Source organism: Micromonospora sp. RB23 (genome assembly GCF_053585025.1).
This window is the reverse complement of record NZ_CM132111.1, coordinates 6,522,922-6,547,209: the sequence shown is the minus strand read 5'-3', so window position 1 is coordinate 6,547,209 and position 24,288 is coordinate 6,522,922. Positions and strand designations below refer to the sequence as shown.

Annotated in this window: 26 protein-coding genes and 1 riboswitch; of the genes, 16 read left to right on the top strand and 10 right to left on the bottom strand. The window is 73.3% G+C overall.

The features are described 5' to 3' along the window. The first annotated feature begins 107 nt into the window (after positions 1 to 107). The 11 genes from ACTFTM_RS29925 (at position 108) to ACTFTM_RS29875 (ending at position 6,084) form a co-directional block, all read left to right on the top strand. The gene (locus tag ACTFTM_RS29925; protein ID WP_449563653.1) at positions 108 to 617 is read left to right on the top strand and encodes a GNAT family N-acetyltransferase; all 510 of its coding nucleotides are present in this window, start codon (positions 108 to 110) and stop codon (positions 615 to 617) included. Positions 618 to 889: 272 nt separating this feature from the next. Further along, on the top strand, positions 890 to 1,372 hold the full coding sequence (locus ACTFTM_RS29920; protein ID WP_449563652.1) for a hypothetical protein: 483 nt from the start codon (positions 890 to 892) through the stop codon (positions 1,370 to 1,372). A gap of 2 nt (positions 1,373 to 1,374) precedes the next feature. After that, positions 1,375 to 2,586, top strand: a complete 1,212-nt coding sequence (locus ACTFTM_RS29915) for an SRPBCC family protein (RefSeq protein WP_449563651.1) — start codon at positions 1,375 to 1,377, stop codon at positions 2,584 to 2,586. After that, complete coding sequence (gene gvpJ / locus ACTFTM_RS29910) at positions 2,583 to 2,969, top strand: gas vesicle protein GvpJ (protein WP_449563650.1); 387 nt, start codon at positions 2,583 to 2,585, stop codon at positions 2,967 to 2,969. Before ACTFTM_RS29915 ends, gvpJ begins: the two co-directional genes overlap by 4 nt. Before the next feature lies 1 nt (position 2,970). After that, entirely contained in the window at positions 2,971 to 3,726 is a 756-nt protein-coding gene (locus ACTFTM_RS29905) for a GvpL/GvpF family gas vesicle protein (RefSeq protein WP_449563649.1), read from the top strand. 2 nt (positions 3,727 to 3,728) lie between these two features. Continuing rightward, positions 3,729 to 4,058: a gas vesicle protein GvpG gene (locus tag ACTFTM_RS29900; RefSeq protein ID WP_449563648.1), complete on the top strand. Its 330-nt coding sequence runs from the start codon at positions 3,729 to 3,731 to the stop codon at positions 4,056 to 4,058. After that, entirely contained in the window at positions 4,027 to 4,341 is a 315-nt protein-coding gene (locus ACTFTM_RS29895) for a gas vesicle protein GvpO (protein WP_449563647.1), read from the top strand. The genes ACTFTM_RS29900 and ACTFTM_RS29895 overlap by 32 nt, the downstream gene beginning before the upstream one ends. Before the next feature lies 1 nt (position 4,342). Continuing rightward, on the top strand, positions 4,343 to 4,726 hold the full coding sequence (locus ACTFTM_RS29890) for a gas vesicle protein (protein WP_449563646.1): 384 nt from the start codon (positions 4,343 to 4,345) through the stop codon (positions 4,724 to 4,726). Continuing rightward, on the top strand, positions 4,710 to 5,528 hold the full coding sequence (locus tag ACTFTM_RS29885; RefSeq protein ID WP_449563645.1) for a GvpL/GvpF family gas vesicle protein: 819 nt from the start codon (positions 4,710 to 4,712) through the stop codon (positions 5,526 to 5,528). Before ACTFTM_RS29890 ends, ACTFTM_RS29885 begins: the two co-directional genes overlap by 17 nt. Further along, on the top strand, positions 5,525 to 5,734 hold the full coding sequence (locus ACTFTM_RS29880; RefSeq protein ID WP_396800027.1) for a gas vesicle protein: 210 nt from the start codon (positions 5,525 to 5,527) through the stop codon (positions 5,732 to 5,734). Before ACTFTM_RS29885 ends, ACTFTM_RS29880 begins: the two co-directional genes overlap by 4 nt. Then, the gene (locus tag ACTFTM_RS29875; RefSeq protein ID WP_449563644.1) at positions 5,731 to 6,084 is read left to right on the top strand and encodes a gas vesicle protein K; all 354 of its coding nucleotides are present in this window, start codon (positions 5,731 to 5,733) and stop codon (positions 6,082 to 6,084) included. Before ACTFTM_RS29880 ends, ACTFTM_RS29875 begins: the two co-directional genes overlap by 4 nt. Before the next feature lie 55 nt (positions 6,085 to 6,139). Here ACTFTM_RS29875 and ACTFTM_RS29870 read toward each other — a convergent pair whose 3' ends face one another. The 8 genes from ACTFTM_RS29870 to ACTFTM_RS29835 all read right to left on the bottom strand — a co-directional run bounded on the left by ACTFTM_RS29870 (position 6,140) and on the right by ACTFTM_RS29835 (position 15,488). Further along, positions 6,140 to 7,036 carry a superoxide dismutase gene (locus ACTFTM_RS29870; RefSeq protein WP_449563643.1) on the bottom strand — a complete coding sequence of 299 codons (897 nt, stop codon included), beginning with the start codon at positions 7,034 to 7,036 and terminating at the stop codon, positions 6,140 to 6,142. A 128-nt stretch (positions 7,037 to 7,164) separates the two neighbouring features. Beyond that, on the bottom strand, positions 7,165 to 9,363 hold the full coding sequence (locus ACTFTM_RS29865) for an AAA family ATPase (protein WP_449563642.1): 2,199 nt from the start codon (positions 9,361 to 9,363) through the stop codon (positions 7,165 to 7,167). Positions 9,364 to 9,399: 36 nt separating this feature from the next. Then, a complete protein-coding gene (locus tag ACTFTM_RS29860) occupies positions 9,400 to 9,909 on the bottom strand; it encodes a hypothetical protein (RefSeq protein WP_449563641.1) in 510 nt (169 codons plus the stop codon). 38 nt (positions 9,910 to 9,947) lie between these two features. Further along, positions 9,948 to 10,709 carry a GTP-binding protein gene (locus ACTFTM_RS29855; protein ID WP_449563640.1) on the bottom strand — a complete coding sequence of 254 codons (762 nt, stop codon included), beginning with the start codon at positions 10,707 to 10,709 and terminating at the stop codon, positions 9,948 to 9,950. Beyond that, the gene (locus tag ACTFTM_RS29850; protein WP_449563639.1) at positions 10,687 to 11,163 is read right to left on the bottom strand and encodes a DUF742 domain-containing protein; all 477 of its coding nucleotides are present in this window, start codon (positions 11,161 to 11,163) and stop codon (positions 10,687 to 10,689) included. Before ACTFTM_RS29850 ends, ACTFTM_RS29855 begins: the two co-directional genes overlap by 23 nt. Further along, positions 11,160 to 11,636, bottom strand: a complete 477-nt coding sequence (locus tag ACTFTM_RS29845) for a roadblock/LC7 domain-containing protein (RefSeq protein ID WP_449563638.1) — start codon at positions 11,634 to 11,636, stop codon at positions 11,160 to 11,162. The genes ACTFTM_RS29850 and ACTFTM_RS29845 overlap by 4 nt, the downstream gene beginning before the upstream one ends. Further along, positions 11,633 to 14,329, bottom strand: coding sequence for a nitrate- and nitrite sensing domain-containing protein (locus ACTFTM_RS29840; protein ID WP_449563637.1), 2,697 nt, complete (start codon positions 14,327 to 14,329; stop codon positions 11,633 to 11,635). The genes ACTFTM_RS29845 and ACTFTM_RS29840 overlap by 4 nt, the downstream gene beginning before the upstream one ends. Then, the gene (locus ACTFTM_RS29835; protein ID WP_449563636.1) at positions 14,316 to 15,488 is read right to left on the bottom strand and encodes a hypothetical protein; all 1,173 of its coding nucleotides are present in this window, start codon (positions 15,486 to 15,488) and stop codon (positions 14,316 to 14,318) included. Before ACTFTM_RS29835 ends, ACTFTM_RS29840 begins: the two co-directional genes overlap by 14 nt. Before the next feature lie 374 nt (positions 15,489 to 15,862). On the opposite strand from ACTFTM_RS29835, the gene ACTFTM_RS29830 reads away from it, so the two are divergent. Both ACTFTM_RS29830 and ACTFTM_RS29825 read left to right on the top strand, forming a co-directional pair. Next, positions 15,863 to 18,727 (top strand): alpha/beta fold hydrolase, encoded by a 2,865-nt coding sequence (locus ACTFTM_RS29830; RefSeq protein WP_449563635.1) that lies wholly within the window; start codon positions 15,863 to 15,865, stop codon positions 18,725 to 18,727. Beyond that, positions 18,727 to 19,593 carry an ABC transporter permease gene (locus ACTFTM_RS29825; RefSeq protein ID WP_449563634.1) on the top strand — a complete coding sequence of 289 codons (867 nt, stop codon included), beginning with the start codon at positions 18,727 to 18,729 and terminating at the stop codon, positions 19,591 to 19,593. Before ACTFTM_RS29830 ends, ACTFTM_RS29825 begins: the two co-directional genes overlap by 1 nt. On the opposite strand, the gene ACTFTM_RS29820 is transcribed toward ACTFTM_RS29825, so the two are convergent. Continuing rightward, on the bottom strand, positions 19,583 to 20,191 hold the full coding sequence (locus ACTFTM_RS29820; protein WP_449563633.1) for a DUF4232 domain-containing protein: 609 nt from the start codon (positions 20,189 to 20,191) through the stop codon (positions 19,583 to 19,585). The genes ACTFTM_RS29825 and ACTFTM_RS29820 overlap by 11 nt on opposite strands. A gap of 398 nt (positions 20,192 to 20,589) precedes the next feature. On the opposite strand from ACTFTM_RS29820, the gene ACTFTM_RS29815 reads away from it, so the two are divergent. Next, complete coding sequence (locus ACTFTM_RS29815) at positions 20,590 to 21,039, top strand: DoxX family protein (protein WP_449563632.1); 450 nt, start codon at positions 20,590 to 20,592, stop codon at positions 21,037 to 21,039. A 164-nt stretch (positions 21,040 to 21,203) separates the two neighbouring features. Here the strand turns inward: ACTFTM_RS29815 and ACTFTM_RS29810 are convergent, their stop codons facing one another. Continuing rightward, positions 21,204 to 21,509, bottom strand: coding sequence for an ArsR/SmtB family transcription factor (locus ACTFTM_RS29810; protein WP_449563631.1), 306 nt, complete (start codon positions 21,507 to 21,509; stop codon positions 21,204 to 21,206). Between the two features lie 91 nt (positions 21,510 to 21,600). On the opposite strand from ACTFTM_RS29810, the gene ACTFTM_RS29805 reads away from it, so the two are divergent. Beyond that, positions 21,601 to 22,569, top strand: a complete 969-nt coding sequence (locus tag ACTFTM_RS29805; RefSeq protein WP_449563630.1) for an EamA family transporter — start codon at positions 21,601 to 21,603, stop codon at positions 22,567 to 22,569. A gap of 67 nt (positions 22,570 to 22,636) precedes the next feature. Beyond that, a riboswitch (SAM riboswitch) is annotated at positions 22,637 to 22,772 on the top strand. A gap of 10 nt (positions 22,773 to 22,782) precedes the next feature. Next, positions 22,783 to 24,069 (top strand): threonine synthase, encoded by a 1,287-nt coding sequence (thrC, locus tag ACTFTM_RS29800; protein WP_449563629.1) that lies wholly within the window; start codon positions 22,783 to 22,785, stop codon positions 24,067 to 24,069. Positions 24,070 to 24,288 lie beyond the last annotated feature (219 nt).

Genomic DNA, 24,288 nt, shown 5'->3' with positions numbered 1-24,288 from the left:
TGAGGAGAAACACGCGAACCGCCCGACCGGCCGGTACCCGTGGCCGGACCGCCATCCGCTGGCCAATGGGGTGGACTTCGGCCGATGAGGCCGGCAGACTGCGGCACGTGGCGAGTGCGGTACGGCTGGAGCCGGTGGACGAGCGGAATCTGGAGCCGTTGCTCTCCGTAGCGGCTGCCGAGGCCGAGCCGGGCGAGGTGATGCCTCCGGTGGAGGCGCCCGCCGGTTGGTCGCTCGCCCGCCGGGAGGCCTTCCGCGACTTCCACCGGGCGAGCTTCGCCGGCCTGGACGGCCCGACCGGTTCTCAGATGTACGCGATCCTCGTTGGCGGCGAGGTGGTGGGCATGATCCGGATGACGCGCTGTGACGATCCGGGCACGGTGGAGACCGGCATGTGGCTCGGCCTCTCGGCGCGCGGACAGGGCATCGGCGCGGCCGCCCTGCGCGAGCTGCTCAACGTCGCCGCCCGCGCCGGGATGCGTGCCGTGGTCGCCGAAACGACACCGGATAACGCCGGCGCGCTCGCCATCCTCGAGAAATGCGGTGCCAAACTGCGCGAGGAAGGCGGAAAGGTGCACGCCGAAATCTGCCTGGACTCGACACCCCCGGCTCTCTGAGCCGCAATTCCACTTTCCCTTTTTCTGACGTTCTCCCTGCTTGAAACCGCCCTGCTGTCCCGTCTGGGCCGTCCTGGTTCGCTTTTCCGAATAGCGCTGGCCGCTGTCGACGGAAAATGTCCAGACGGTTTCGCGGCAATTCCGCCGGGTACTGCCCGCCGGGTCCGCAAATACGGGACGTCTCTTCGAGGGCGTGGTGTGCGCTGTTCCCCGGTGGCCCGCTGCCCTGAGCCCGCAGATGTCCCGGACCACCGGGGAGCGAGGGAGACCTGATGAAGACCGGAACACGGATCGGACTGGCGGTGGGCTTCGGCTACCTGTTGGGCCGGCGTCGCAAACTGCGTACCGCGCTGACCCTGGCGGCCGCGGTGGCCGCCGGGCGCGCGAGCCGCGACCCGGGCGGTCTGTTGAAGCGGGGTGGGGACCTGTTGCAGTCGTCCCCACAGTTGAGCAGCCTCAGCCGACTCGGCGGGCCGCTGGTCAACGCCGGCCGGTCCGCCGCGACCGCAGCGGCCGGCAGCGGCGTCGACGCGCTCACCGGCCGGCTGCGCGGCTCCGCCGACGCGTTGCGCCGCCGCGCGGGCAACCCGGGTGGCGACGGTGGCCAGGGTGGCGACGGTGGTCAGGACCGCAACGGCGACCAGGACCGCAACGGCGACCAGGACGGCAACGGCGACCAGGACGGCAACGGGGGCGGCGACAACCAGACGCGCGGTCGGAACGACGCGGCGGCCGGGCAGCGGCGGGGGCGGTGACCATGGCGGGAAACAGCAGCCCGGGCGGCCTCGGCGACAAGATCCGGGGGCCGTTGGCCGACGAGATGCGCAACCTCGCCGGCGCCATCGGCGAACGCGCGGTGAGCGTGGTGACGGAGCGGATCACCGGTGCGACCGGCCGTCTGAGCGAGTACGCGCGCCAGGGCGGTGGACCCGGACTGGTCGCCGCCGCCACCGGAGCGCAGAAGCTGGCCGAGGGCGGATCACCGGTGAAGGCGATGCTGCACGCCGGAGTGGCCGGCGGTAAGGAGAAGGTGATGTCGGCTCTCGGCCGCGTGGGCGGTAAGGGCGGTAAGGGCGGCGGCAAGAACAAGGTCACCAACATCGTCGAGACGATCGAGGTCGGTGTTCCGGTACGGGCCGCGTACAACCAGTGGACGCAGTTCGGCGACTTCCCGAGCTTCATGAAGAAGGTCGAGCAGGCCGACAACGACGAGCCCGAGAAGATGACCTGGAAGGCGCAGGTCTTCTGGTCGCACCGGACCTGGGAGTCGACAATCGTCCGGCAGGTACCCGACAAGCTCATCCACTGGCGCTCCAAGGGCGAGAAGGGCTCGGTCGACGGCACGGTCAGCTTCCACGAACTGACCCCGGACCTGACCCGCATCCTGGTGGTGCTCGAATACCACCCGCAGGGCCTCTTCGAGCACACCGGCAACCTGTGGCGGGCCCAGGGTCGGCGCGTCCGACTGGAGTTGAAGCACTTCGTCCGGCACGTGATGACCGAGGTGGCGCTCGACCCGGACCAGGTCGAGGGCTGGCGGGGCGAGATCCGCGACTCCCAGGTGGTCAAGGACCACGAGACCGGCCTGCGCGAGGAGCGGGAGCAGCAGGAGCGCGGCGGCCGCGAACCGAACGAGCCCGAGGACGAGGAGTACGACGAGGAGCCCGCCGAGGAACAGCCGCGCCGCCGGCCCGCAGGACGCCAGCGCCAGCGCCCGCCGCGGCGACCGGCCGAGCCGGAGTACGACGACGAGTACGAGGCGTACGAGGACGGCTACGACGAGGGGTACGAGGACGAGGCCGAGGAGGCCGACGAGGAGCCGCCGCCCGCACCCCGCCGACGCGCTCCCGAGCGGGCCCGTCGCCCGCAGCCGCGTGAGGAGCCGCAGCGGCCGCGACCGCCCGTCCGGCGAGGCTCTGAGCCGCCGCGCCGGCCGGTCGTGCGCCGCCGTCGGGGGGAGGACGAGTGACGCTGGTTTCCGGTGGTGACGCCGTCGGCGGTGCCCTGGAACGTGTGGAGGGTGCCGCCGGCGACCTCGCCGATGTCGTGGAAACGGTGCTCGACAAGGGCGTCGTGATCGACGCGCAGGTGTCGGTCGGGGTCGTCGGCATCCCCCTGGTGGAGATCAACGCTCGGGTGGTGGTGGCGAGCATCGAGACGTACCTGCGGTTCGCCGAGGCGGTGGACCGGCTCGACATCGGCCCGGACGAGGGCGAGGGGTTGGCCGGCCTCGTCGGCGGCGTCACGGGCGCGGTCCGCGAGGTCACCGGTTCGGTCCGGGACGTGACCGGCTCGGTCCGGGACGTCACCGGCGACGCCAACGGCACGGTACGGGACCTCGGGAGGGGTTGACATGGCGGACGACACGGGACTGTTCATCTACGGGCTGGTGCCGGCGGACGTCGAGGCGACGTCCGACGCGGCCGGAGTGGGGGAACCGTCCGGCGAGGTGACCGTCGTCCGACACGGCGACCTCGCGGCGCTGGTCAGCGAGGTGCCACTGGACGCGCGGCTGGGTAGCGCGGCGGACCTGAGGGCGTACCAGGAGCTGCTGGACGGAACGGCGGTCGTGGCACCGGTGCTGCCGGTCCGCTTCGGCACCGTCGTCACCGGCGCGGACGCGGTGCTCGACCTGCTGCGCCCACACCACGACCGGTTCGCCGCCGCGCTGGCGGAGTTCGAGGGCCGGGTGCAGTACGTGGTGCAGGGCCGCTTCGACGAGCAGGCGTTGCTGCGCGCCGTCCTCGACGAGAACCCGGCCGCCGCTCAGCTCGCCGAGCAGGTACGGGGTCGGGCCGAGGCGGCCAGCCGGGAGCCCCGGATCCGACTCGGGGAGCTGATCAGTCAGGCGGTGGAGCTGCGCCGCGAGGCGGAGAACCGGCGGCTGCTGGACGTCACGGCCGAGTTCGTGGTGACCACCCAACTGCGTCCGCCCACCCACGAGATGGACGCGGGGCACGTGGCGCTGCTGGTGGACACCGACCGCGAGGCCGATCTGATCGACGTGCTCGAGCAGTACGCCCAGGACCGGCGGGGCCTGCTGCGGCTGCGACTGCTGGGGCCTCTCGCCCCGTACGACTTCGTCGACGCGCACCAGTTGGCGGGTTGACCGTGGATCTGCTCTGGGCGCTGCTGACCCTGCCGTACGCCCCCGTGCGGGGGCTGACCGCCGTGGTCGGGGTGGTGGCCCGGGAGGCCGAGGCGCGACAGCACAACCCGGTCAACGTCCGGCGCGAGCTGGAGGAGCTGGACGCCGCCGTGGCCGCCGGTGAACTCAGCGCCGAGGAACGGGATCGGGCCGAGCAGCGGGTGCTGGACCGGCTGACCGGGGGTGCGGGTCGACGTGCCGGCGGCGCGCCTCCCTCCACCGGACAACCGCGTGGCCCGGGCCGGGAGAGGGGAGTGCGTCATGACCGACGACGCGAGGGCCCGCGAGCGTGAGCAGGCCGACGAGGAGTACCTGGAGCCGGTGTCGGCGGCCGAGGCGGCGCGCGCGGGCCTGCGGCAGCTCGTGGAGTTGACCGGCCGCGAGCCGTCGGTGACCACGTCGCTGGAGGCCACCCAGGACGGCTGGCTGGTCGGCGTGGAGATGGTGGAGGCACACCGGATTCCCAGCTCGACGGACCTGCTCGGCCTGTACGAGGCGGAGCTGGACATCGAGGGCAACCTCCTCGGCTACCGACGGGTGCGGCGCTACCAGCGCGGAAAGGGTGAGGTGGGCTGAGATGACCGCTGGTCAGCCGCCCTCGGTGGTGCAGAACTCGGGCCAGGTCCTGCCCGCCGGCCACGAGCCGGCCAACCTGGGCGACATCCTGGAGCGGGTGCTCGACCGGGGCATCGTCATCGCCGGCGACATCCGGGTCAGCCTGCTCGACATCGAGCTGCTGACGTTGAAGCTGCGGCTGGTCATCGCGTCGGTGGACACGGCGCGCCAGATCGGCATCGACTGGTGGGAGCACGACCCGTGGCTCAGCTCGCGGGCCCGCCCTCCGGTGGAGCCGGGACCGCGCGACCCGGAGCAGGTCGAGGCCGAGCGGCGTCCCCGGGTGGCGGCCCGGGCACGCCGCCGCGACGCCGGGCTGGAGGAGTGGGATGAGTTCGACGGCTGAGGTCGCGCCCGCGGAGTCCGCCACGACGACGGGGGTGTGGCTGCACGGCGTGGTGCGTGACGTCGAGCCGGCGACGCTGGCGGCGCTCGCCGGAATGGGCGGCGCCCCGGTCCGCGCGGTAGCGGCCGCCGGACTGGTCGCCGTGGTCAGCCCCGCGCCACTCGACGAGTACGGCGAGGAGCCGCTGCGCCGCAACCTGGAGGACCTGGCCTGGTTGGAGCGGGCCGCGCGGGCGCACCACGCCGTGGTGGACGCGCTCGCCCGACAGGGTCCGGTGGTGCCGGCCCGGCTCGCCACCGTGCACACCGACGACGATCTGGTGGCGGCGTCGCTCGCCTCCCGGCGGGCCGAGCTGTCCGCGACCCTCGCCCGGCTGACCGGACGCGACGAGTGGGGCGTCAAGGGCTACCTGGTGCCGGGGACGCCGGTCGAGAGCGCGGTCGCCCCGGATGGCGGGGTGGGTACGGCGTACCTGCGCCGCAGACGCGCCCAGCTCACGGCCCGCGACGCGCAACAGCAGGTGGCGAGTTCCGCCGCCGAAGCCGTGCACACGGCCCTCTGCGAGGTGGCCGTGGCGGGTCGTCGACACGCTCCGCAGGACCGGCGGCTCTCCGGCGCGTCCACGGCGATGGCGCTCAACGGCGCGTACCTCGTCGACGTCGCGGCGCTGCCCCGTTTCACCGAGCTGGTCGGCGCGCTGGGGGATCGTCATCCGGGCCTCCGGTTGGAGCTGACCGGGCCGTGGCCGGCGTACTCCTTCGTGGCGGAACGTCCGGCCGACGCCGTCGGGGAGCCACGGTGACCACCGCGCTCGCGCCGAGCAGCGCGGACGATCCGCTGGCGTACCGGCCCGTCGCCCTGGTCGACCTGCTCGATCGGGTGCTCGCCACCGGTGTGGTGATCAGCGGTGACATCACCCTGGCCATCGCCGACGTCGACCTGGTCCGGATCTCGCTGCGCGCACTGGTGGCGTCGGTCGGCGCGCTGGCGGCGGAGGACGCCGGGTGACCGGCCGGGACGACGCCAGCGAGCTGGTCGCGGCGCTCGACGCGCGGTCCTGGCAGCCACCCCGGGTCACCCCGCTGGACGGTCGGATCTCCGTGGACCGTGAGTCGGTCGAACGAGGGCTGGCCAGCCTGGTGCTGACCGTCGTCGAGTTGCTGCGTCAGCTCATGGAGCGGCAGGCGCTGCGTCGGGTCGACCTGGGCGACCTGACCGAGGAGCAGGTCGAACGCATCGGGGTCACGCTGATGGCGTTGGAGGAGCAGATGGCGGGGCTGCGGGAGCACTTCGGCCTGGCCCCCGAGGACCTGAATGTGGATCTCGGGCCGCTCGGCCCACTCCTGCCCACCGACTAGCGAACCGCCGGGTGGTCGGCGGCGACCCCCCCGGTGCCGCCGCCGACCGTCCCGATCAGGCCGGGATGCGTACGACGTCGTAGTCGACGGTCGGGCCCGGCTCGACGTCGAACCGGCCGTTCACCACGTAGAGCGCCGAGCCGAGCAGGTCCCCGGTCGCCGGCGACCGCAGCGCCGGGCTGGTGATCTCCCGCCGTACCACCCCGGCGGTCCGGCCGGCGTTCAGCTCGACGACCGCGACGACGTTGCTCAGGTTCCGGATCACGTAGAGGGTGCGACCGCGCAGGACCAGCCCGTCCGCCCGGTCCACCGAGTAGCCGCCGAGGTCGACCACCTGGCTGGCGCCGGTGCGCGCGTCGACGCGGACCAGCCGGCCGGTCAACATCTGGGCGACCAGCAGGTCCCCGTCGGGAAGCGCCACGATCCCGTTGTTGAACGCGTCTCCGGTGGCGGCCGGACCGGTGAGCGGCAGCACCCGGCCAGCGGTGGCGGCGGGCAGCCGACCACCCGGGAGCAGCGGTACGACGTACAGCACCGGCCGGGCGGAGTCGGTGAAGTAGACGGCGCGCGGGGTGACCACGAGGTCGTTGACGATGCTTCCCGGCTCGTCGGTGAACTGGTAGCGGGCGAGCCGCACGCCGGTCGCACCGTCGTAGACGCTCGCGGCTCCGGCGGAGAAGTCAGCCGTCCACAGCCGGCCCTGCGGGTCGAGCTTGAGACCGGCCTTCTGCTGGCCCGGAGCGCCCGCGATGAACACCGAACCGCGTCCGGTACGGAGGTCGCCCCGCCAGACGGCCCCGTTGCCGACCGAGCCGACGTAGACGGTGCTGCCCCGGCCGATCGTCAGCCCCTCGGGGGCGTACCCGTCGGGCAGGGCGATCCGGGACGGGAACGACGTGGTCGGGTGAGCGGTCGCGGGCGAGCCGACCGTGGCGAGGGAGGCAGCCGCCACCAGAGGGACGACGAGAATAGAGAACAGCCTGCGCAAGAGGTCACCGCCTGTCGTCGAGTGGATCTCTCCACTGCGGAACGTTCCGCTTCGACAACGTTCCGCGTACGGCAAAAGGTTGGAGCCGGCGCTCAGTCCCGCTCGGCGGCGTACGCGGCCAGCCAGGCGACCTGGGCCGGGTCCAGCGACGGGCGGACGCGCTCCCGCGCGGTGGCCACGTGTGCGGCGGTGACGGTGGCCGCGGCCAGGGACTCCCGCATCGCCGCGAGCGCCGCCTCCCGGATCACGGCGGCGCAGTCCGCGGCCGAGAAACCGGCCAGGTCCGCGCCGAGCGTGGCCAGGTCGACGTCGGACGCCAGCGGCACGTTCCGGGACGCGGCCCGCAGGATCTCCGCGCGCGCCGGCCCGTCCGGTGGCGGCACGTAGACCAGCCGCCCCAGCCGGCCGGGCCGCAGCAGCGCCGGGTCGACCAGGTCGGGCCGGTTCGTGGCGCCGACCACCACCACGTTGCGCAGCGCCTCCACCCCGTCCAACTCGGTGAGCAGCGCCGCGACCACCCGATCCGTGGTGCCGCCGTCGGTGGCCTGCCCGCGCACCGGGGCCAACGCGTCGACCTCGTCCAGGAAGATCAGCGTCGGGGCGGCCTCCCGGGCCCGGCGGAACAGTTCGCGTACGGCGCGTTCGCTCTCGCCCACCCACTTGGAGAGCAGTTCCGCGCCCTTGACCGAGAGCACGTTCGCCCGGCCCGAGCCCGCGAGCGCGGTGACCAGGTACGTCTTGCCGCAGCCGGGCGGTCCGTAGAGCAGCACGCCGCGCGGTGGCTGCACGCCGAGGCGGGCGAAGGTGTCCGGATAGGTCAACGGCCACAGCACCGACTCGGTCAACGTCTGCTTGACCTCGTCCAGTCCGCCGACGTCGTCCAGCTTCACCGACGCCAACTCCAGCGTCGACGCGGCCATCGTCGTCGGCCGGACCACCTCCAGGGCGGCGGTGAAGTCGCCCATCGCCACCGTGGGCGTCGACGCGGACTTCTGCCGCAGCGCCGCGCGTACCCCGGCCTCCCGGACCAGCGCGGCCAGGTCCGCCGCGACGAACCCGGGGGTACGGCCGGCTACCTCGTCCAGCCGCACGTCCTCGGCGAGCGGCACCTGCCGGGTCAGCACGGTGAGTTGTTCGCGGCGCAGGGCCGCGTCGGGCAGCGGCACGCTGATCCGCAGCGACAGCAGGTCCGGCGCGCGCAGCGCGACGTCGACGGCCTCCGGCCGGCTGGTGGTGCAGACCACGGCGACCCCCGCGCGGACGACCTCCGCGAGCGCCTGCCGGAACACCGTGGCCAGCGGGCCGGGCTCCTCCGCCGGCACCAGCGCCTCCACGTCGGTGACCAGCAGCACCGCCGGCCCGTCGGCACGGGCCGCCGTCGCGGCGGCGCGCAGCCGGTCGGCGGCGGCCTGGTCGGTCAGCGCGGCCACCTCGGGCGCCCACAGCGGGTGTACGCGGGCGCCCACCCGGGCCGCCACCGCCCGGACCAACGCCGACTTTCCGGAGCCGGCCGGCCCGGACAGCAGCACACCCAGCGAGATGGTCGTGCCCAGCCGGCCCAGCACCTCCCGGTGGTGAAAGCCGAGGTCGAGGAGTTCGGTCAACTCGTCCGCCTGGGCGCGCAGCCCCGGCAGTTCGTCCACGTCGGGCGCGTCCGTCTCTTCGACGGCGTCGACCGTCCCGGGCCGCCGGGCCGGTGGTGGCGCGCCGTGGGTGGCCGGCCCGTGCTCCCAGGCGACCACCGTGTCCATGGTGACCAGCGACCCGGCGGACTTCTCGACGGCGACCACGGTGAGCAGGGTGCTCGTCCAGGCGAAACCGACGCTGGTGGCGAGGCTGCGCCGGGCCGCCTCGACGAGACTGCGCGTCGACGCGTCCGGCAGCACGTCCTGCGGCAGCAGCGACACGTCGTCGCCGGCGGTGACCACCTTGCCGAGCAGGGCGAGCCGGAGCATCTCCGGGCTGACCGCCGCGATCACCTCCACCGGCCCGGCCAGGGTGACCCGGCCGGCCGGGGTCAGCGGCAACGGCGACACGCGCACGGACGCGCCGTCCCGCACGCCCAGGTTCCCGAGCGTGAGGTCGTCGGCGTAGAGCAGGCCGCTGCTCGCGCCGGCCCCGGCCGCCGCCACGATCCCGGCGGTCTCCCGACGACCCGCCAGCCGCACCGGCGCGCCGGGGCGCAGGCCCAGCGCGGTCAGCGCCTCCGGGTGCAGCCGCACGATGCCCCGTCGGGCGTCCAGCGCGGCCGGTCGTAGGCTCGCCGTCAGGGTCAGGTCGGGTTGGGCCACCGACCGACCGTAGTACCCGTCAGCCCGTCACGCCGCTCAGCGCCGCGGATCCAACTCGTCCAGCAGCGACGGGTCGCGCCGGATCAGCTCCGCCAGGCGGGCGGCCGGGTCCGGCGTCAGCCCGTCCGGGCCGGGCGCCCACGCCGGCACCGTCCGGCCGGAGAGCGGCCAGGACGGCGGGGGTTCCACCGGGGCCGCCGGTGGCTCCGGGCCGACCGTCACGTCCGGGCCGTCCCAGGAAACCCGCAGCGGGTACGTCCGACCGTCGTGCTCCACGCGGACGGTCACCGCCAGCCCGGGGTACGCGCCGACGACCTGGCGTACCGCCTCGGTGACCTCCTCGACCGGTCCCCACCCGGCCTCGTCGGCGGGGTCGTGCGGTTCCGCGTGCCGGGCCGGGCCGGCGTTGCGGGTTGGTGCGGTGACGCCCGGCGCGGCGGTCGGGCCCGGCGCTGGCGTGGCATCGTCACGGTCGTTGGCCCGCCGGCGCAGCGCCTCCTCGCGCCGGGCCAGCCGGGCCAGCGTCTCGTCCAGGTCGCCCCTCACCCGATCACCCCTTCCCGCCACGGCCGGAGCCGGTCGGCTCAGGCCTTCCTGTCCCGGGTGGCCCGGTCCAACGCGCGGTCCAGGACGACCAGCAGGGCGTCCCGCACCGAGAGCCGGTCCCGGGCGTCGAACTGCACCAGGGGTACGTGGTCGCCGATGGCCAGTGCCCAGCGGATCTCGCCGAGTTCCAGCGCCAGTCGGCCGTCGAACGCGTTGACCCCCACCACGAACGGCAACCCGGCCCGCTCGAAGAAGTCGATCGCCGGGAAGCAGTCGTCGAGTCGTGCGCTGTCGACGACCACGAGCGCGCCGAGCGCCCCCCGGGCGAGGTCGTCCCACATGAAGCCGAAGCGGGACTGCCCCGGCGTGCCGAACAGGTAGAGCTTCAGGCTGCGGTCGATGGTCACACAACCGAAGTCCATCGCCACCGTGGTGGTGGTCTTGGTGGACCGTACGCCCGGGTCGTCCACGCCGATGCCGGCGCTGGTCATCTCGGCCTCGGTGGTCAGCGGCGCGATCTCGGAGATCGCGCCGACCGTGGTGGTCTTGCCCACCCCGAACCCACCGGCGACGAGGATCTTGACCGGTACGGGTGGCGCGGCCGACGGACGGCTGGTCGGTCCCGTGTCCGCCGGTGGTCGATACGGAGGTGGCGGCGTGGCCGGCGGGGGCGGCGGCGCGCTGGCACGCCCGGACGCCGGACCGGTGCCCGGGGCCGCGCCGTAGCGGGCGGTGGCGCTGTTGCCGGCGAGACCCCCGATCGGGACGACCGGCCATTCAGGAGATCGCACGAAGTCCATCAATCACTCGCAGGATGAGGTCGGGGTCGTAGGCGTCGTTGGCGTCGGTGACGTGCACGTCCAGGTGCCCGGCGGCCCGCAGGTCGCCCACCAGCACCCGGGTCACGCCGAACTGGAGCCGGGCTCGGGCGGAGATCTCGGCCACCGAGATCGGCTCGGCGCAGAGCGCGATGATCGCCTGGAGTTCCGGTGCCAGCAGGGTGACCGGTGTGCCCGTCCATCGGCCGCCGTCCGAGCGGGTCACCTGCGTCTCCAGTCCGATCGCCGGATCGGCGCCGGCCACCCGCCCGGCGGTGAGCACGAACGGCCGCAGACCGGCCAGGCCGCTGTCGTCCGGCGCCGACTCCGGCGCCGCCGGCGCGCCGCCCCCACCCGGGTGCGGCGTGCGCAGGTAGGGGCGGATCCGTACCCCGGGCTCCGGGTCCGGATCCTCGCCGGCGACGTCGGGAGTCACTGCTGGACGGCGTTCTTCAGCTCGGCGATCAGTCGCGGTGTGAGCGCGCCGCCGGCCCGCCCGGCGAAGAGCGTCATCTCGTACGCGACGGTGCCCAGGTTCGCCGAGCGGTCGGCGACGACACCCAACACGGAACCGCTGCTGATGGCGCTGATCAACAGGTACCCGTCGGCCATGTCGACGATCACCCGGTTGAGACCGCCGAGCGCGTACCAGCTGGCCGCGCCTCCGGCGAGGCTGGTCATGCCCGACACGACGGCGGCCAGGCGTTCCGCGTTGGAGCGGTCCTTGATGGCCGACATGGCCATCAGCAGCCCGTCCGAGGAGACCGCGATCGCCTCCAACACCCCGGCGGTGCTGGAGGTGAAGGAGTCCAGCAGCCAGTTGAACGTGCGGGCCTCGGGGCTGAGGTCCCCGGCGGCGGCCGGCTGGGTCTGGTGGTCGACGTTGTCGTGCAGGAAGGGGCTGGTCACCGTGATGATCCTTCTTCGTTCCGACGATCTGGGCTGACTTCGCGGAGAGCACGGGCGACGCCCGCCTCGAACTCGGTGATGAGGCTGCGCACCTCGGCCGGGTCGCCGAGCTGCGGGCTGGCTGGTTGGTGGGGTGGCGACACCGTCAGGTTCGCGCCGGGCACGCGCCGGCTCAGCCGGGGGCGACCCCGGTTGGTGCCGCCGGTGTCCGCCACGGTCGGGCCGAGGCCGCCGGGGGTGGTGGGCAGGTCGACGGTAGCGCCGGGATCCGCCACCGTGGGCCCCGCGCTGGCGGGCGCGTCGGTGACCGTCCGCATTGACCAGTTCCCGCCGGGACCATCGGCCGGTGGTGCGCTCGACTCGGCCCGTCGTACGCCGGACTGGAACGCCTCGACCAGCGCGCGGGCGGCGTCCGGGTCGGCGGCGGTGGCGTCGACCGGCCGGGTGGGCGCGGCGGCGTCGGCGAGGCTCGCGCCGGGTACCCGCTGCCGGATCCGGGGGCCGGCGGACGTTCCCGCCGTGGTGGCGCTCTGCGCGACGGTGGCGGGTTGCGGTGTCGCACGGCCGGTCGCGGCGGCGTCCGCCGGCTCCCGAGCGCCGAAGGCGTCCCAGGACTCGCCGGCCTCCAGGCTGCGGGTGGCCCGGCTGAGCAGGTCCGTGTCGAAGCCGGCCGGGGCCACGGCGGCGGCTGCGGCGGTGGCCGGCGCGGCCGCCGGTACAGCGGTGGCCGGCGCGGCGGCGGCGCCTCGCGCGCGGGCTCCTCGGGCGGAGTCGAGAGCCGGCCGTCGCCCCCGGTCCGGTACGGCGGCCCGGGCGACCGTCGCCCCGGCCCGGTCGGCGCGGCGCAGCACCAGTGACCCCTGGGGGATCTCCACCTGGGCGGTCACTCCGCCGCCCACGGTGCTGGCGAGGGTCACCTCCCAGCCGTGGCGGCGAGCCAGCCGGCCCACCACGAAGAGGCCGAGCACCTCGGTCGGCGCGAGGTCGAGACGCTCCCGCCGGGTGAGCCGGGCGTTCTCCCCGGCGAGCCGTTGCTCGCTCATGCCGATGCCGTGGTCCACCACGGTGATCCGGGCGCCCTGCCCGGAGGTCTCGCCCGTCACCACGACGCGGGTGTGCGGCGGGGAGAAGACCGTCGCGTTCTCCATCAGCTCGGCCAGTGCCAGGACGAGGTCGCCGACGATGGCCGGCGCGGCGGCGACACCTGCCGGCACCTGCACGTCGACGCGGGTGTAGTCCTCGATCTCGCCGAGCGCCAACCGGACCACGTCGGCCAGCGGGACCGGCGCGGTGTGCGCGTCGGCGCCGGCCGAGCCGGAGAGCACCACGAGGCTGCCGGCGTTGCGCCGCAGCCGGCTGGAGATGTGGTCGAGCCGGTACAGGTGCTCCAACCTGCCGGCGTCGGCCTCCTGCTGCTCCAACCTGTCGATCAGCGCGAGCTGCCGGCTCACCAGGTTCTGGGTACGCCGTCCGACGTGCCCGAACATCTGCGCCACGTTGCGCCGGCCGGCGATCTGCCGTTCGACCAACTGGGCGGCGGTGTTCTGCACCCGGTCGAACGCCCGGGCCAGGTCACCGATCTCGTCGCTGGACCGGATGACCACCGGCTCCAACCGGACCGACTGGACGTTCTCCGCCTCGTCGTCGGTGACCCGGACCAACTCCGCCTCCGCGACCCGGGCGACCCGGTCGGCGGAGCGGGTGAGCTGGGTCAGCGGTCGGGCCACCGTACGCGCCACCGCCGCGCTGAGCAGCACCACCAGCGCCAGGATCAGCGCCGCCGCGCCCGCCACCAGGTAGGCGGCGGTCAGCGCCCGTCGCTGGTCGGCCTTCACCTCGGCGAGAACGTCGGCGACGATCTTCTTCTCGACGAACTGGCCGAGCCGGATCATCGTGCGGACGGCCGGGAACAGCGCCTCCATCGGCACGTCACGGACCGCCCCGGCCGGGTCCCGGGCACTGGTGATCAGGAAGTCCGGGCTGGTACGCGCCGCCACGGCGGCGTCGTTGAGCTGGGCCACCTTGAGCTGCTCGGGCGTGATCAGGCTACGGAAGCGCGCGTTGTCGACCTGGAGGGCGGCGATGCACGCCACGTAGCCGGCGGTGGTGTCCGGAGTACCGACCGCCTTGACGAGGATGCTCAGGGTGGCGCAGGCGCCGATGCCCTCGTCGGCGCGGAGCAGCCCGTCCAGGGCGAGCACCTGACGGCCGGGCAGCGTTTCGGTGTCCACACTGAAGACCAGCCGGAGCGATCCGATCAACTCCCTGTTGACCGGGCCGAAGGCGTCCATCACCTGGCCGGGGTTCGCGGTACGGGCCAGCACCGCCCGGCGCAGGTCGCCGAGCCGGGACACCCCGTTGAGCGCGTGGTCGACCTGTTCGGTCAGCGCGTCGCCGCCGTCGGCCCGCAGGTCGGCCACCCGGTCGTCCACGTCGGCCGCCTTGCGGATCACCTCCGAGCGTTCGACCCGGCCGAGCAGGAAGCCGATCGACAGGATGCGCTCCTGCTGGAGGTCCTGGACGAGGCTGCCAACCCGGCTGGCGAGCCGTACCTGGTCGGTGATGTCGGCGGCGCGCTGCGCGGCGGCCACCCGGTCGAGCACCACGGGCACCGCGAGGCCGACCATGCTCAGCAGGGGAATCACCACGAGCAGCGCGAGCTTCGCGCGGATCCGGAGCCTAGCGAGCAGCATCGAACGGCCCCCACTGCTCGACGGCCGGCTCGTGGGCCGCGCCCACCGGTTGCAGCGGTCGGATGTCGGTGGCGGCCGGTGGCTGCCAGGGGTCCCCGGGCGGCGGGGCGGCGGGGGTCGCGGCGTCCGGCGCGGCGGCGCGTCGGCGTGTCCGCCGGTCGGCGGCGACCAGCAGCCCGGCGAGCCAGATCAGCACCAGCGCGGCCAGTGCACCGGCCCCGACCGCCAACCACCGGTCCCGGGCCAGCCCGTCGGCCCGTTCGGTGAGCAGGGTGTCCAGTTCACCGAGGATGACGGGTTGGAGCTGCCGCGCGGCGTTGCGCGAGTTGAGCGCGGCGGCGGCCAGTTGGCCCTGGTCGACGACGCCGGAGGCGCTGGGAGTCGAGTACAGGGCCAACGCCTCCACCGACCGCTGGTAGGCGTCGAGTGGGGTCAGCACGTTGGCGCCCAGGTCGGTGCTCTCCGAGTTGTCCACGGCGGAGCGCAGGTTGTCGACCACGTCGTTCGCGGGCGACAGGGCGGACACCCGCAGGCCGGTCATCTCCATCAGGCTCCGGGGCCGCTCGGCGGCCGGTCGTTTGCCGGCGAGCGCACCCAGATCGGCGAGCCGGCCGGCGGCCACCACCGCTTCGGGCAACTCCTGGCCGACGCTGTCCTGGAGGAAGAAGGAGTCGGCACCCGGGTCACGACCCAGCCCTGAGCTCTCCCGAACCTTGCGGTGCAGGGCGAGCAGCAGGTCGGTGACCTCGCCGTACGCGGTGAAGGCCGCTTCCGGGTCGGCGGGGCTGCGCTCGCGCAGCGCCTCCAGCTTGGCCCGCAGCCCGGCCCACCGTTCCTGGGTGCGCAGTTGTCCGCCGATGCGGGCGTCCACCGCGGCGGCCTGCTCGACCGCGCGGGTCAGCGGCTCGCCGGGGACACCCCGGCCGGCGACGGCGTTGGACTGGGCCTCCACCAGCGCCTCGGTGATCGGGGCGAGGGCGCGCAGGTACTCCACGCCGAGTCGCTCGGAGTCGGCCAGGCGCCGGTCGTCGCCGGTCTGTCGCCAGGTGGACGCGAAGAGCATCCCGACCGGCGCGAGCAGCACGACGATGAGCAACAGCGGCAGGGACCGGCCAAGCATGGACGTCCGTCGACGGGCCCGCGGCGCGGGGACTGTCATGGTGTGTCTCCTCCGGCGTCGGGCGGGGGATCGCGCGGTGTCGGGTTCGCCGACAAGTCCCGTCCACCGGACCGGAAAACTAATCGAACCCCCAGGCGAGCGGCCGATTGCGGCGAGTCAGGTTTGCGTCAGTTCGCGTGATGTCACCGTTCGTCAGGGTTCCCGGCACGCTGTGTCCCATTGGCTGGTGTGACATGAAGGCATCGAGGGTGATATCCGCGAAAGATCGGAATTCACGGGATCCGAACTCAACTCACTGGCCCGCCACCGGAGGATGCTCGGTCGCACCGGACCGGAGCACCGATCGGGGCAACCGGACGGACGTACGGCGGATCTCAGCCAACGCTCAGGCTCCGAGCCGTACCGTGTGCCGCATGAGATCGCCGTCGCCGGCCGCGTGGTTCCGGCGTGCCCTGCCCACCCGCCGTCGCGTGATCGCCGCGGCGGTGGTCGTCGTGCTGGTGGCGGTCGCCGTCGGTTGGGCGGTGTGGCCGCAGGGGTCGGGCGTACGCGCCCAGAGCGCGATGCTCACCGTCCGCTCCGGACCGTCCGGCGACGCGCCCGTGGACCTGGACACCACCCTGTATCTCCCGTCCGGCGCGTCGTCCGGTCGGAAGGTCCCCGCGGTCCTGCTGGCACACGGCTTCGGGGGCACCAAGGAGTCGGTGCGCTCGGACGCGGAGGAGTTCGCCGGACGCGGCTACGCGGTGCTCACCTGGACGGCGCGGGGCTTCGGCCGCAGCGGCGGCGAGATCCATCTGGACAACCCGGACTACGAGGTGCGCGACGCCCAGCGGCTGCTGGACTGGCTGGCCGCCCGGCCCGAGGTGCGGACCGACGCGCCTGGCGACCCGAAGGTCGGCGTGGTGGGCGGCTCGTACGGCGGGGGTCTGGCGCTGTTGCTGGCCGCCCAGGACCGTCGGGTCGACGCGATCGTCCCCATGATCACCTGGAACGACCTGTCCCGGGCGTTCCTGCCGGAGAGCACGGGCGGCGCGCCGACCGAGGGCGTGTTCAAGAAGGGTTGGGCCGGCCTCTTCTTCGGCGGGGGCGGCAATGTGGGCACCGGCCCGGCGGGGCTCTCCGGTACGACCGCGGCCCAGCCCGAAGGCGCGCCCGCGTCCGCGGGCCCGCCGAGCCCGGGGCCGGGCGCGGGTCCCGGAACGGCGCCCGGTGGCCTCCCGGCCGGCGCCGCCGACCCGTCGTGCGGGCGGTTCGCGGCCGACGTCTGCGCCGCGTACCTGCGGATCGCCACCACGGGCCGGGCCGACCAGGCGGCCGTCGACCTGCTCCGCCGGTCCAGCCCGGCCGGCGTGCTGGACCGGATCAAGGCGCCCACCCTGCTGGTCCAGGGCGAGGCGGACACGCTCTTCCCGCTCGGCGAGGCGGACGCGAACGCCAAGGGGATCGCCTCCGCCGGCACCCCGGTGCGGGTCGCCTGGTTCACCGGCGGCCACGACGGTGGCAGTGGACCGCGCTCGGACTCCGACCGGGTGAAGTTCCTGACCATCCAGTGGCTCGACCACTACGTCAAGGGCGAGGGCGACGCGCCCGGCGACGACTTCACCTGGTCCCGGATCGCCGGCTTCGACGCGCTCGACCGGGGCCTGGTCGCCACCGGTTTCCGCCGCGCCGACTACCCGGGCCTGGCCGGCAACTCCCGCCGCGAGGTCGCGGTCGCCGGTCCGGCGCAGCCGATCGCGAACCCGCCGAACGGCAACCCGGCCGCCATCTCCTCGGTACCGTTCGCCGGTGGGCTCGCCTCGCTGCTCGACGGGGTGGCCGGGGACGTGCCCGGCCAGCACGCGCGCTTCGAGTCGACGCCGCTGACCGAGGCGGTCGACGTGGCCGGCGCACCCACCGTGACCGTACGGGCGGCCTCGCCGACCGGGGAGGCGGTGCTCTTCGTCAAGCTCTACGACGTCGACAAGGACGGCGCGGCCACCCTGCCGAACGGTCTGGTCGCGCCGATCCGCCTCACCGGCCTGCCGCAGCGGGTGCAGGACGCCCGCCCGGTCACCGTCACGTTGCCCGGGATCGTCCGCCGGATCGAGGCGGGGCACCGGCTGCGCCTGGTGGTGGCCAGCTCCGACCAGGCGTACACCACGCCCGCCGCGCCCACCGTCTACACGGTGGCCGCGGACGGCGCGGTCAGCCTGCCCACTGTCGACGGCGAGCCGATCCCCACCGCGGCCACCGTCTGGCGCTGGGTGCTCGCCGCCCTGCTCGCCGGCATCGTGATCGGGCTCGTCGTGGTCGTCGCCGTGGTCCGCCGCCGGCACCGCCGCCAGGACCGCTCGGTGCGTCCGGAGTACGCGGACACGCCGCTGGCCGTGCGCGCGCTGCGCAAGGAGTACGCGGACGGCTTCGTGGCCGTGTCGAACGTGGACTTCGAGGTGCACCCGGGCCAGGTGGTGGGCCTGCTGGGGCCCAACGGCGCGGGCAAGACCACCACCCTGCGGGTTCTGATGGGGCTGACCCAGCCGACCGCCGGGGAGATCTACGTGTTCGGTCGTCGGCTGGTGCCCGGCTCGCCGGTGCTGTCCCGCATCGGCGCGCTGGTGGAGGGGCCGGGGTTCCTGCCGCACCTCTCCGGTCTGGCGAACCTGCGGGCGTACTGGCGGGCCACCGGGCGACCGGCCGAGGACGCGCACTTCGACGAGGCGTTGGAGATCGCCGGGCTGGGCGACTCGGTGCACCGGAAGATCAAGAACTACAGCCACGGCATGCGCCAGCGGCTCGCCATCGCCCAGGCCATGCTCGGTCTTCCCGAGCTGCTGGTGCTGGACGAGCCGACCGACGGGCTCGACCCGCCGCAGATCGCCGAGATGCGCCGGGTGCTCCAGCGGTACGCCACCGACGGCCGGGCGGTGCTGGTCTCCAGTCACCTGCTGGCCGAGGTGGAGCAGACCTGCACGCACGCGGTGGTGGTCAACAAGGGCCGGATCGTCGCCTCGGGGCCGGTCCAGGAGATCGTCGGCGAATCGCCGAGCGTGCTGTTCGACGTCACCGACCCGGAGGCGGCGCGGGCGGTGCTGGACCGGCTGCACGGCGTACGGGTGCTGCCGGAGAGCGACGGGCAGTTGGTGGTGGACACCAACGGCACGGCTCGCAGCGAGGTGGTGGCCGAGCTGGTGCGCGCCGGCATCGGGGTGGACCGGGTGGTGCCCCGGCGACGCCTGGAAGACGCGTTCCTCGCCCTGGTGGGCGAGAACTCTCGGGGAAGCGGTGACCGGTGATGGCAGTTGTCGACGCGGGCGAGGCGCGGGGCTACCGGCCGTCGGCCACCCTGCCGTTCGGGGCGGAGTTCCGCCGTCAGGCGTCCCGACGGCGGACCCAGCTCGCGCTCGGTTTCATGGTGCTGCTACCGCTGATCATCCTGATCGCCTTCCAGTTCAACTCCGGTGGCGACGACGACAACGGCAACAACGAGTTCGCCAGCCTGGTCGACCTCGCCACCTCGGGCGGGCTGAACTTCACCCTCTTCTCGATCTTCGTGTCGGCGTCGTTCCTGCTGGTCGTGGTCGTCGCGCTGTTCTGCGGCGACACGGTGGCCAGCGAGGCGAGCTGGGGGAGCCTGCGCTACCTGCTGGCGATCCCGGTGCCCCGGGCCCGGCTGTTGACGGTGAAGCTGGTGGTCGCGCTCGCGTACTCGGCCCTGGCCCTGGTGCTGTTGGCCGGTACCGCCCTGCTCGTGGGCACCCTGCGCTACGGCTGGTCGCCGCTGCGCAGCACCGTGGCCGCCGAGCTGGAGCCGGGCGAGGGGCTGCTCCGGTTGCTGGCGGTGCTCGGCTATTTGGCGGTCGTACTCCTGGTGGTGGCCGGCCTGGCGTTCCTGCTGTCGGTGACGACGGACGCCGCGCTGGGCGCGGTCGGCGGCGCGGTTCTGCTGTGGATCCTGTCCAGCATCCTGGACCAGATCACCGCCCTGGGCGTGCTGCGGGACTTCCTGCCCACCCACTTCAGCACCGCCTGGCTGGGACTGCTGTCCACGCCGGTGCAGACCGACGACGTGGTACGCGGCTGCATCTCGGCGATCAGCTACGCGACGCTGTTCTGGGGGTTGGCGTTCTGGCGCTTCACCCGCAAGGACATCACGTCGTAGGCGTCCGCCAGGCGCTGACGCCGATCCGCCCCGTGTTGCCCACGTCGACCGGGCCGTGCGGGTCGACCTCCTCGGCCGGCTGACCGGCGGCGGGGGCCACCGTCAGGTACGCCCCGTCGGTGGCCACCACCGTCGAGTCGGTGACCAGGTTGCGCCAGAGGACGGTGGCGACGGCCCGTTCGCCTTTTTGCAGCGTGATCAGCTGCGGCGGCTGGTCGAAGCCCGACGTGATGTCCTTCGCCCCGTTCACCACCGCGAGGATGATCGGCTTGCGTTGCTCGTCGAGGACCCACACCGTCGGGTACCCGTTGAGCCGGTACGGGCGGTCACCGCAGTTGACCAGCTCCAGGCCGAGGGCGCGCAGCCCCATCGCCGCGTCCCCGCCGGTCGAGCGGATCCGGACGCCGGACGCCGGGCACTCGGCCACCGGAGGGGCGCTCGCCGAGGGGCTCGCGCCGGCCGCGGAGGTGGGCCCGGGCGGCGGACCGGTGGGGTCGCCGCCCTGCCCCGCGTGATCGCGGGGCACGCAGGCGCTGAGCGTGAGCACCAGTACGGCCGCCGCGCCGACCCGTCGCCCGATGGCGTTCCGGAAGATCATCCCCCGATCCTCGCCCACCGACGCGGCCGGCCGCTGCCCGGCCTCCCGCCGGAGCGCCGATCCGGGGGTGTCCAGCTGGTTGCCGCTCGCCAGATCGGCGAAGTGGTGCCTTCCCGGTAGCCGGATCCCGCCACATCGCCGACCTGGGCGTGGATCGGGGTTCGGGGCAGCTCGACAGGGTGTACGGGCACCGCGCCAGCCGGTACGTTGAGGATTCGGGAGCGCTCCCAGCGAGCGAGGCGCCGTCGTGTGTGGATCAAATCAGGGCAAAGTCGCAGCTCCAGCACTGCGCTCTGGGTGTTACCGACGGGGATTTTCCCACTAGCAAGGAATCTATTAACATCGATGCCTTGAGGCCCCACCATGGAAGAGATCTGTCCCCTTCGATGGAGGTCTCCATGAACGTCTCTCGGCTCGGCGGGCCGACCCTGTCCCTGTTCCGCATCGTGATCGGCCTGCTGTTCACGCTGCACGGCCTCTCCTCGGTCTTCGGGTTGTTCGGCGGCAACCCGATGACCGGCAAGGCGGTACCGCTCGGCACCTGGCCGGGTTGGTGGGCCGCCCTGATCCAGCTCATCTGCGGCGCGCTCGTGCTGGTCGGTCTCTTCGCCCGACCTGCCGCGCTGCTCGCGTCCGGCTCGATGGCGTACGCCTACTTCGTCGTGCACCAGCCGGACGACCTGCTGCCGCTGCGCAACGGCGGTGAGCTGGCCGCACTCTTCTGCTGGTCGTTCCTGCTGGTGGCGACACTCGGCTCGGGCCCGTGGGCGCTCGACGCGCTGCTGTTCAAGCGTCGCGCCGAGGCGTCGGCGCCGTCGATGGCCGAGCCCAGCCCGGTGAACGCCTGACCGCACCCGTAACGCGCGTCGCCGGAGCCTCGGCGTGTCGGCTCCGGCGACGCGTGCGTTCGGGGCGTCGTTCCATCGGGTGATGCCGTGGACGATTCAGCTCCAAAGGATGCGAGGGGGAGGGGTCGCTCCCCGGCCGCCCTCACGCCGACTCAGGCGCGCAGTCAGGCCGGCGGGCGGGGCGTGAGGACCGCGTCCAGCAGGCCCGGGTAGCGCGCGTCCACCTCATCGCGGCGTAGTCGGACCAGGCGGCTGGTGCCCGCGGCCCGGGTGCGGGTCAGGCCGGCCTCACGCAGCACCTTGAGGTGGTGGCTGCGGGTCGCCTTCGAGACGCCGAAGTCGAAGCTGCCGCAGGCCGCCTCGCCACCCTCGGCGAGCGCCCGGACGATCTGCAACCGCACGTCGTCGGCGAGTGCGGCCAGCACGGCGGTGACCGGTACGGCGGTCAGGTCGGGTTCGTGCGGCTCCATGTGACCAGTCTAACCCTTGTTCGACAACGATCGAACAACACCCTAGGGTCGGTGTCGTTGGTTCGAAGATACTCGAACAAAGGAGCTGACGATGCGATCCCGCGCCGCCGCCTACCCGCTGCTCGCCGCGCTCGCCTGGGGTGCGATGTTTCCGATCCTCGCCACCGCGCTGGTGAGGGTCGACCCGCTCAACCTGACCACCGCCCGCTATCTGTTCGCCGCCGTCATCCTGGTCGGCATCCTGCTGATCCGTGAGGGCTCGGCCGCGCTGCGCCTCGGCGGACGCGGAGTCGAGGTGGTGGTGCTGGGTGTCGTCGGCTTCGCCGGTTTCAACCTGCTCACCAATCTGGCCCTCGAACACGCCGCCCCGCAGCAGATCTCCCTGTTCGTGGCGACCACCCCGATCATCACCCAACTGGTCCGGTGGGCCCGGGACGGCGTACGGCCGAAGCCTCTCCTGCTGGTCCTCTCCCTGGTGGCGCTCCTCGGCGTCGGCCTGGTGATCACGCGCGGGAGCCTGGCCGGGCTCGGCCAGTTCGGTCTCGGCGGCCTCATGATGATCGGAGCGGTGCTCGGCTGGGCCGTCTACACCCACGGCGCGACCCGGTTCGGCGCCTGGTCGCCGCTGCGGTTCACCACCCTGACCGCGCTCGCCGGCACGGCCGCCATGCTGGCCGCCAGCATCGGCGCCGACGCCGTCGGGTGGCAGCACGCGCCGGCCGCCGCCGACCTGGTGGCGGTCACCCCACAACTGGCGTACGCCGTGCTCGTCGCCGCCGTCGTCGCGGTGCTGGCCTGGAACACCGGTGTGCAGCGGCTGGGCGCGGCCAACGCCGCCCTGTTCATGAACCTCGTCCCGGTGACCACCTTCGTCGTGCAGATCGCCCGTGGCTACCGGCCGGAGGGCGTCGAGCTGGTCGGCGCGGCGATCACCATCGCCGCCCTGGTCGCCGCGAACCTCGCGGCGCGCACCCGCCCCCGGCCCTCGGCGCCGCCCCGGGCGACGGCCGTCACCGATCCGGTCGCGGTGGTCGACCCGGTGGCGGTGGCCGCCCGCTGACCCACTGGCTGGGATGCCCGGTGGAGGCGCCGGGCAACGTTGCCTAGACTCGGTGGCACAACTGCATACCTCATCCAGAGGGGCTGAGGGATACGGCCCGACGACGCCCCGGCAACCACCCCGCGCGCTCACCGCTGAGCGACAGGCGGGGCAGGTGCCAATTCCGTCCCCGCCGCACCGTGCGATGCGGGGAAAGATGAGAGGACTCTCGACATGACGTCGACGCTCGCCGCCTCCGGCATCGACACCTCCGCCAGCCCCGCCCGCGCTCTCGTCTGCCGCGCCTGTTCGGCCCGCTACCCGCTCGCCGCCCAGCACGCCTGTTACGAGTGTTTCGGCCCGCTGGAAGTCGACTACGACACCGCGGCCCTCGCCACGGTCACCCGCGAGCAGATCGAGGCCGGCCCGAACAACATCTGGCGGTACGCCGCGCTGCTGCCCGCCGGGCAGGACCCGGCCACCCGGGTCACCCTCGACCCGGGTCTGACCCCGCTGGTCGCGGCGCCGCACCTCGCCGCCGAGCTGGGCATCACCGCGCCGCTCTGGGTCAAGGACGACAGCGCCAACCCGACCCACTCGTTCAAGGACCGGGTCGTCTCCGTGGCGCTGACCGCTGCGAAGGCGCTCGGGTTCAGCCGGTTCGCCTGCGCCTCCACCGGCAACCTGGCCAACTCCGTGGCCGCGCACGCCGCCCGCGCCGGCGTGCCCTCGATCGTCTTCATCCCCTGCGACCTGGAGCAGGGCAAAATCATCACCACCGCCGTGTACGGCGGCGAACTGGTCGCCATCGACGGCTCGTACGACGACGTCAACCGGCTCTGCGGTGAACTGGTGGAGACCGACGAGTTCGAGGACACGGCGTTCGTCAACGTGAACGTCCGGCCGTACTACGCGGAGGGCTCCAAGACCCTCGGGTACGAGGTGGCCGAACAGCTCGGCTGGCGGATTCCCGCTCAGGTGGTCATCCCGATGGCCAGCGGCGAACTGCTCACCAAGATTGACAAGGCGTTCTCCGAACTGGTCGAGATCGGCCTGGTCGAGGCGCCGGAGGGCGGCTGGAAGGTCTTCGGGGCGCAGTCGGCCGGCTGCAACCCGATCGCCGTGGCGCTGCACGCCGACACCGACACGATCACCCCGGTCAAGCCCACCGGCATCGCCAAGTCGCTCAACATCGGCGACCCCGCCGCCGGCCTCTACGCCCTCGAGGCGGTGCGCCGCACCGGCGGCTGGATGGAGTACGCCGACGACGACGAGATCCGCGCCGGCATCCGCGACCTGGCCCGCACCACCGGGGTGTTCGCCGAGACGGCCGGCGGCGTCACCGCGGCGGTGCTGCGCAAGCTGGTCGAGTCCGGCCGGCTCGACCCGACGGCGGAGACGGTCATCTTCAACACCGGCGAAGGTCTGAAGACGATCGACGCAGTGGCTGCCCAGGTCGGCCCGACCCACCAGATCAAGCCGTCCCTGCGTGCCGCCCGCGACGCCGGTCTGCTCGGCTGAATCCACCGGGTGACTGGATTTTCGCTGTGAGTGCGGAAAACCCACCGCGCAGGACTTGACGGCAGGAACCGGACGGCGCAAGATGCTCCGTGCGGGAGGGCATTTCGCCGAAGACTTTTGAAGTTCTTGCGACCCAACGCCGGAGGCGTTGTGCGAGTGTCCCTCCCGACCACGTTCGACAGGGCCAGCGAATATTCGCTGGCCCTGTCGCTTTTGCGG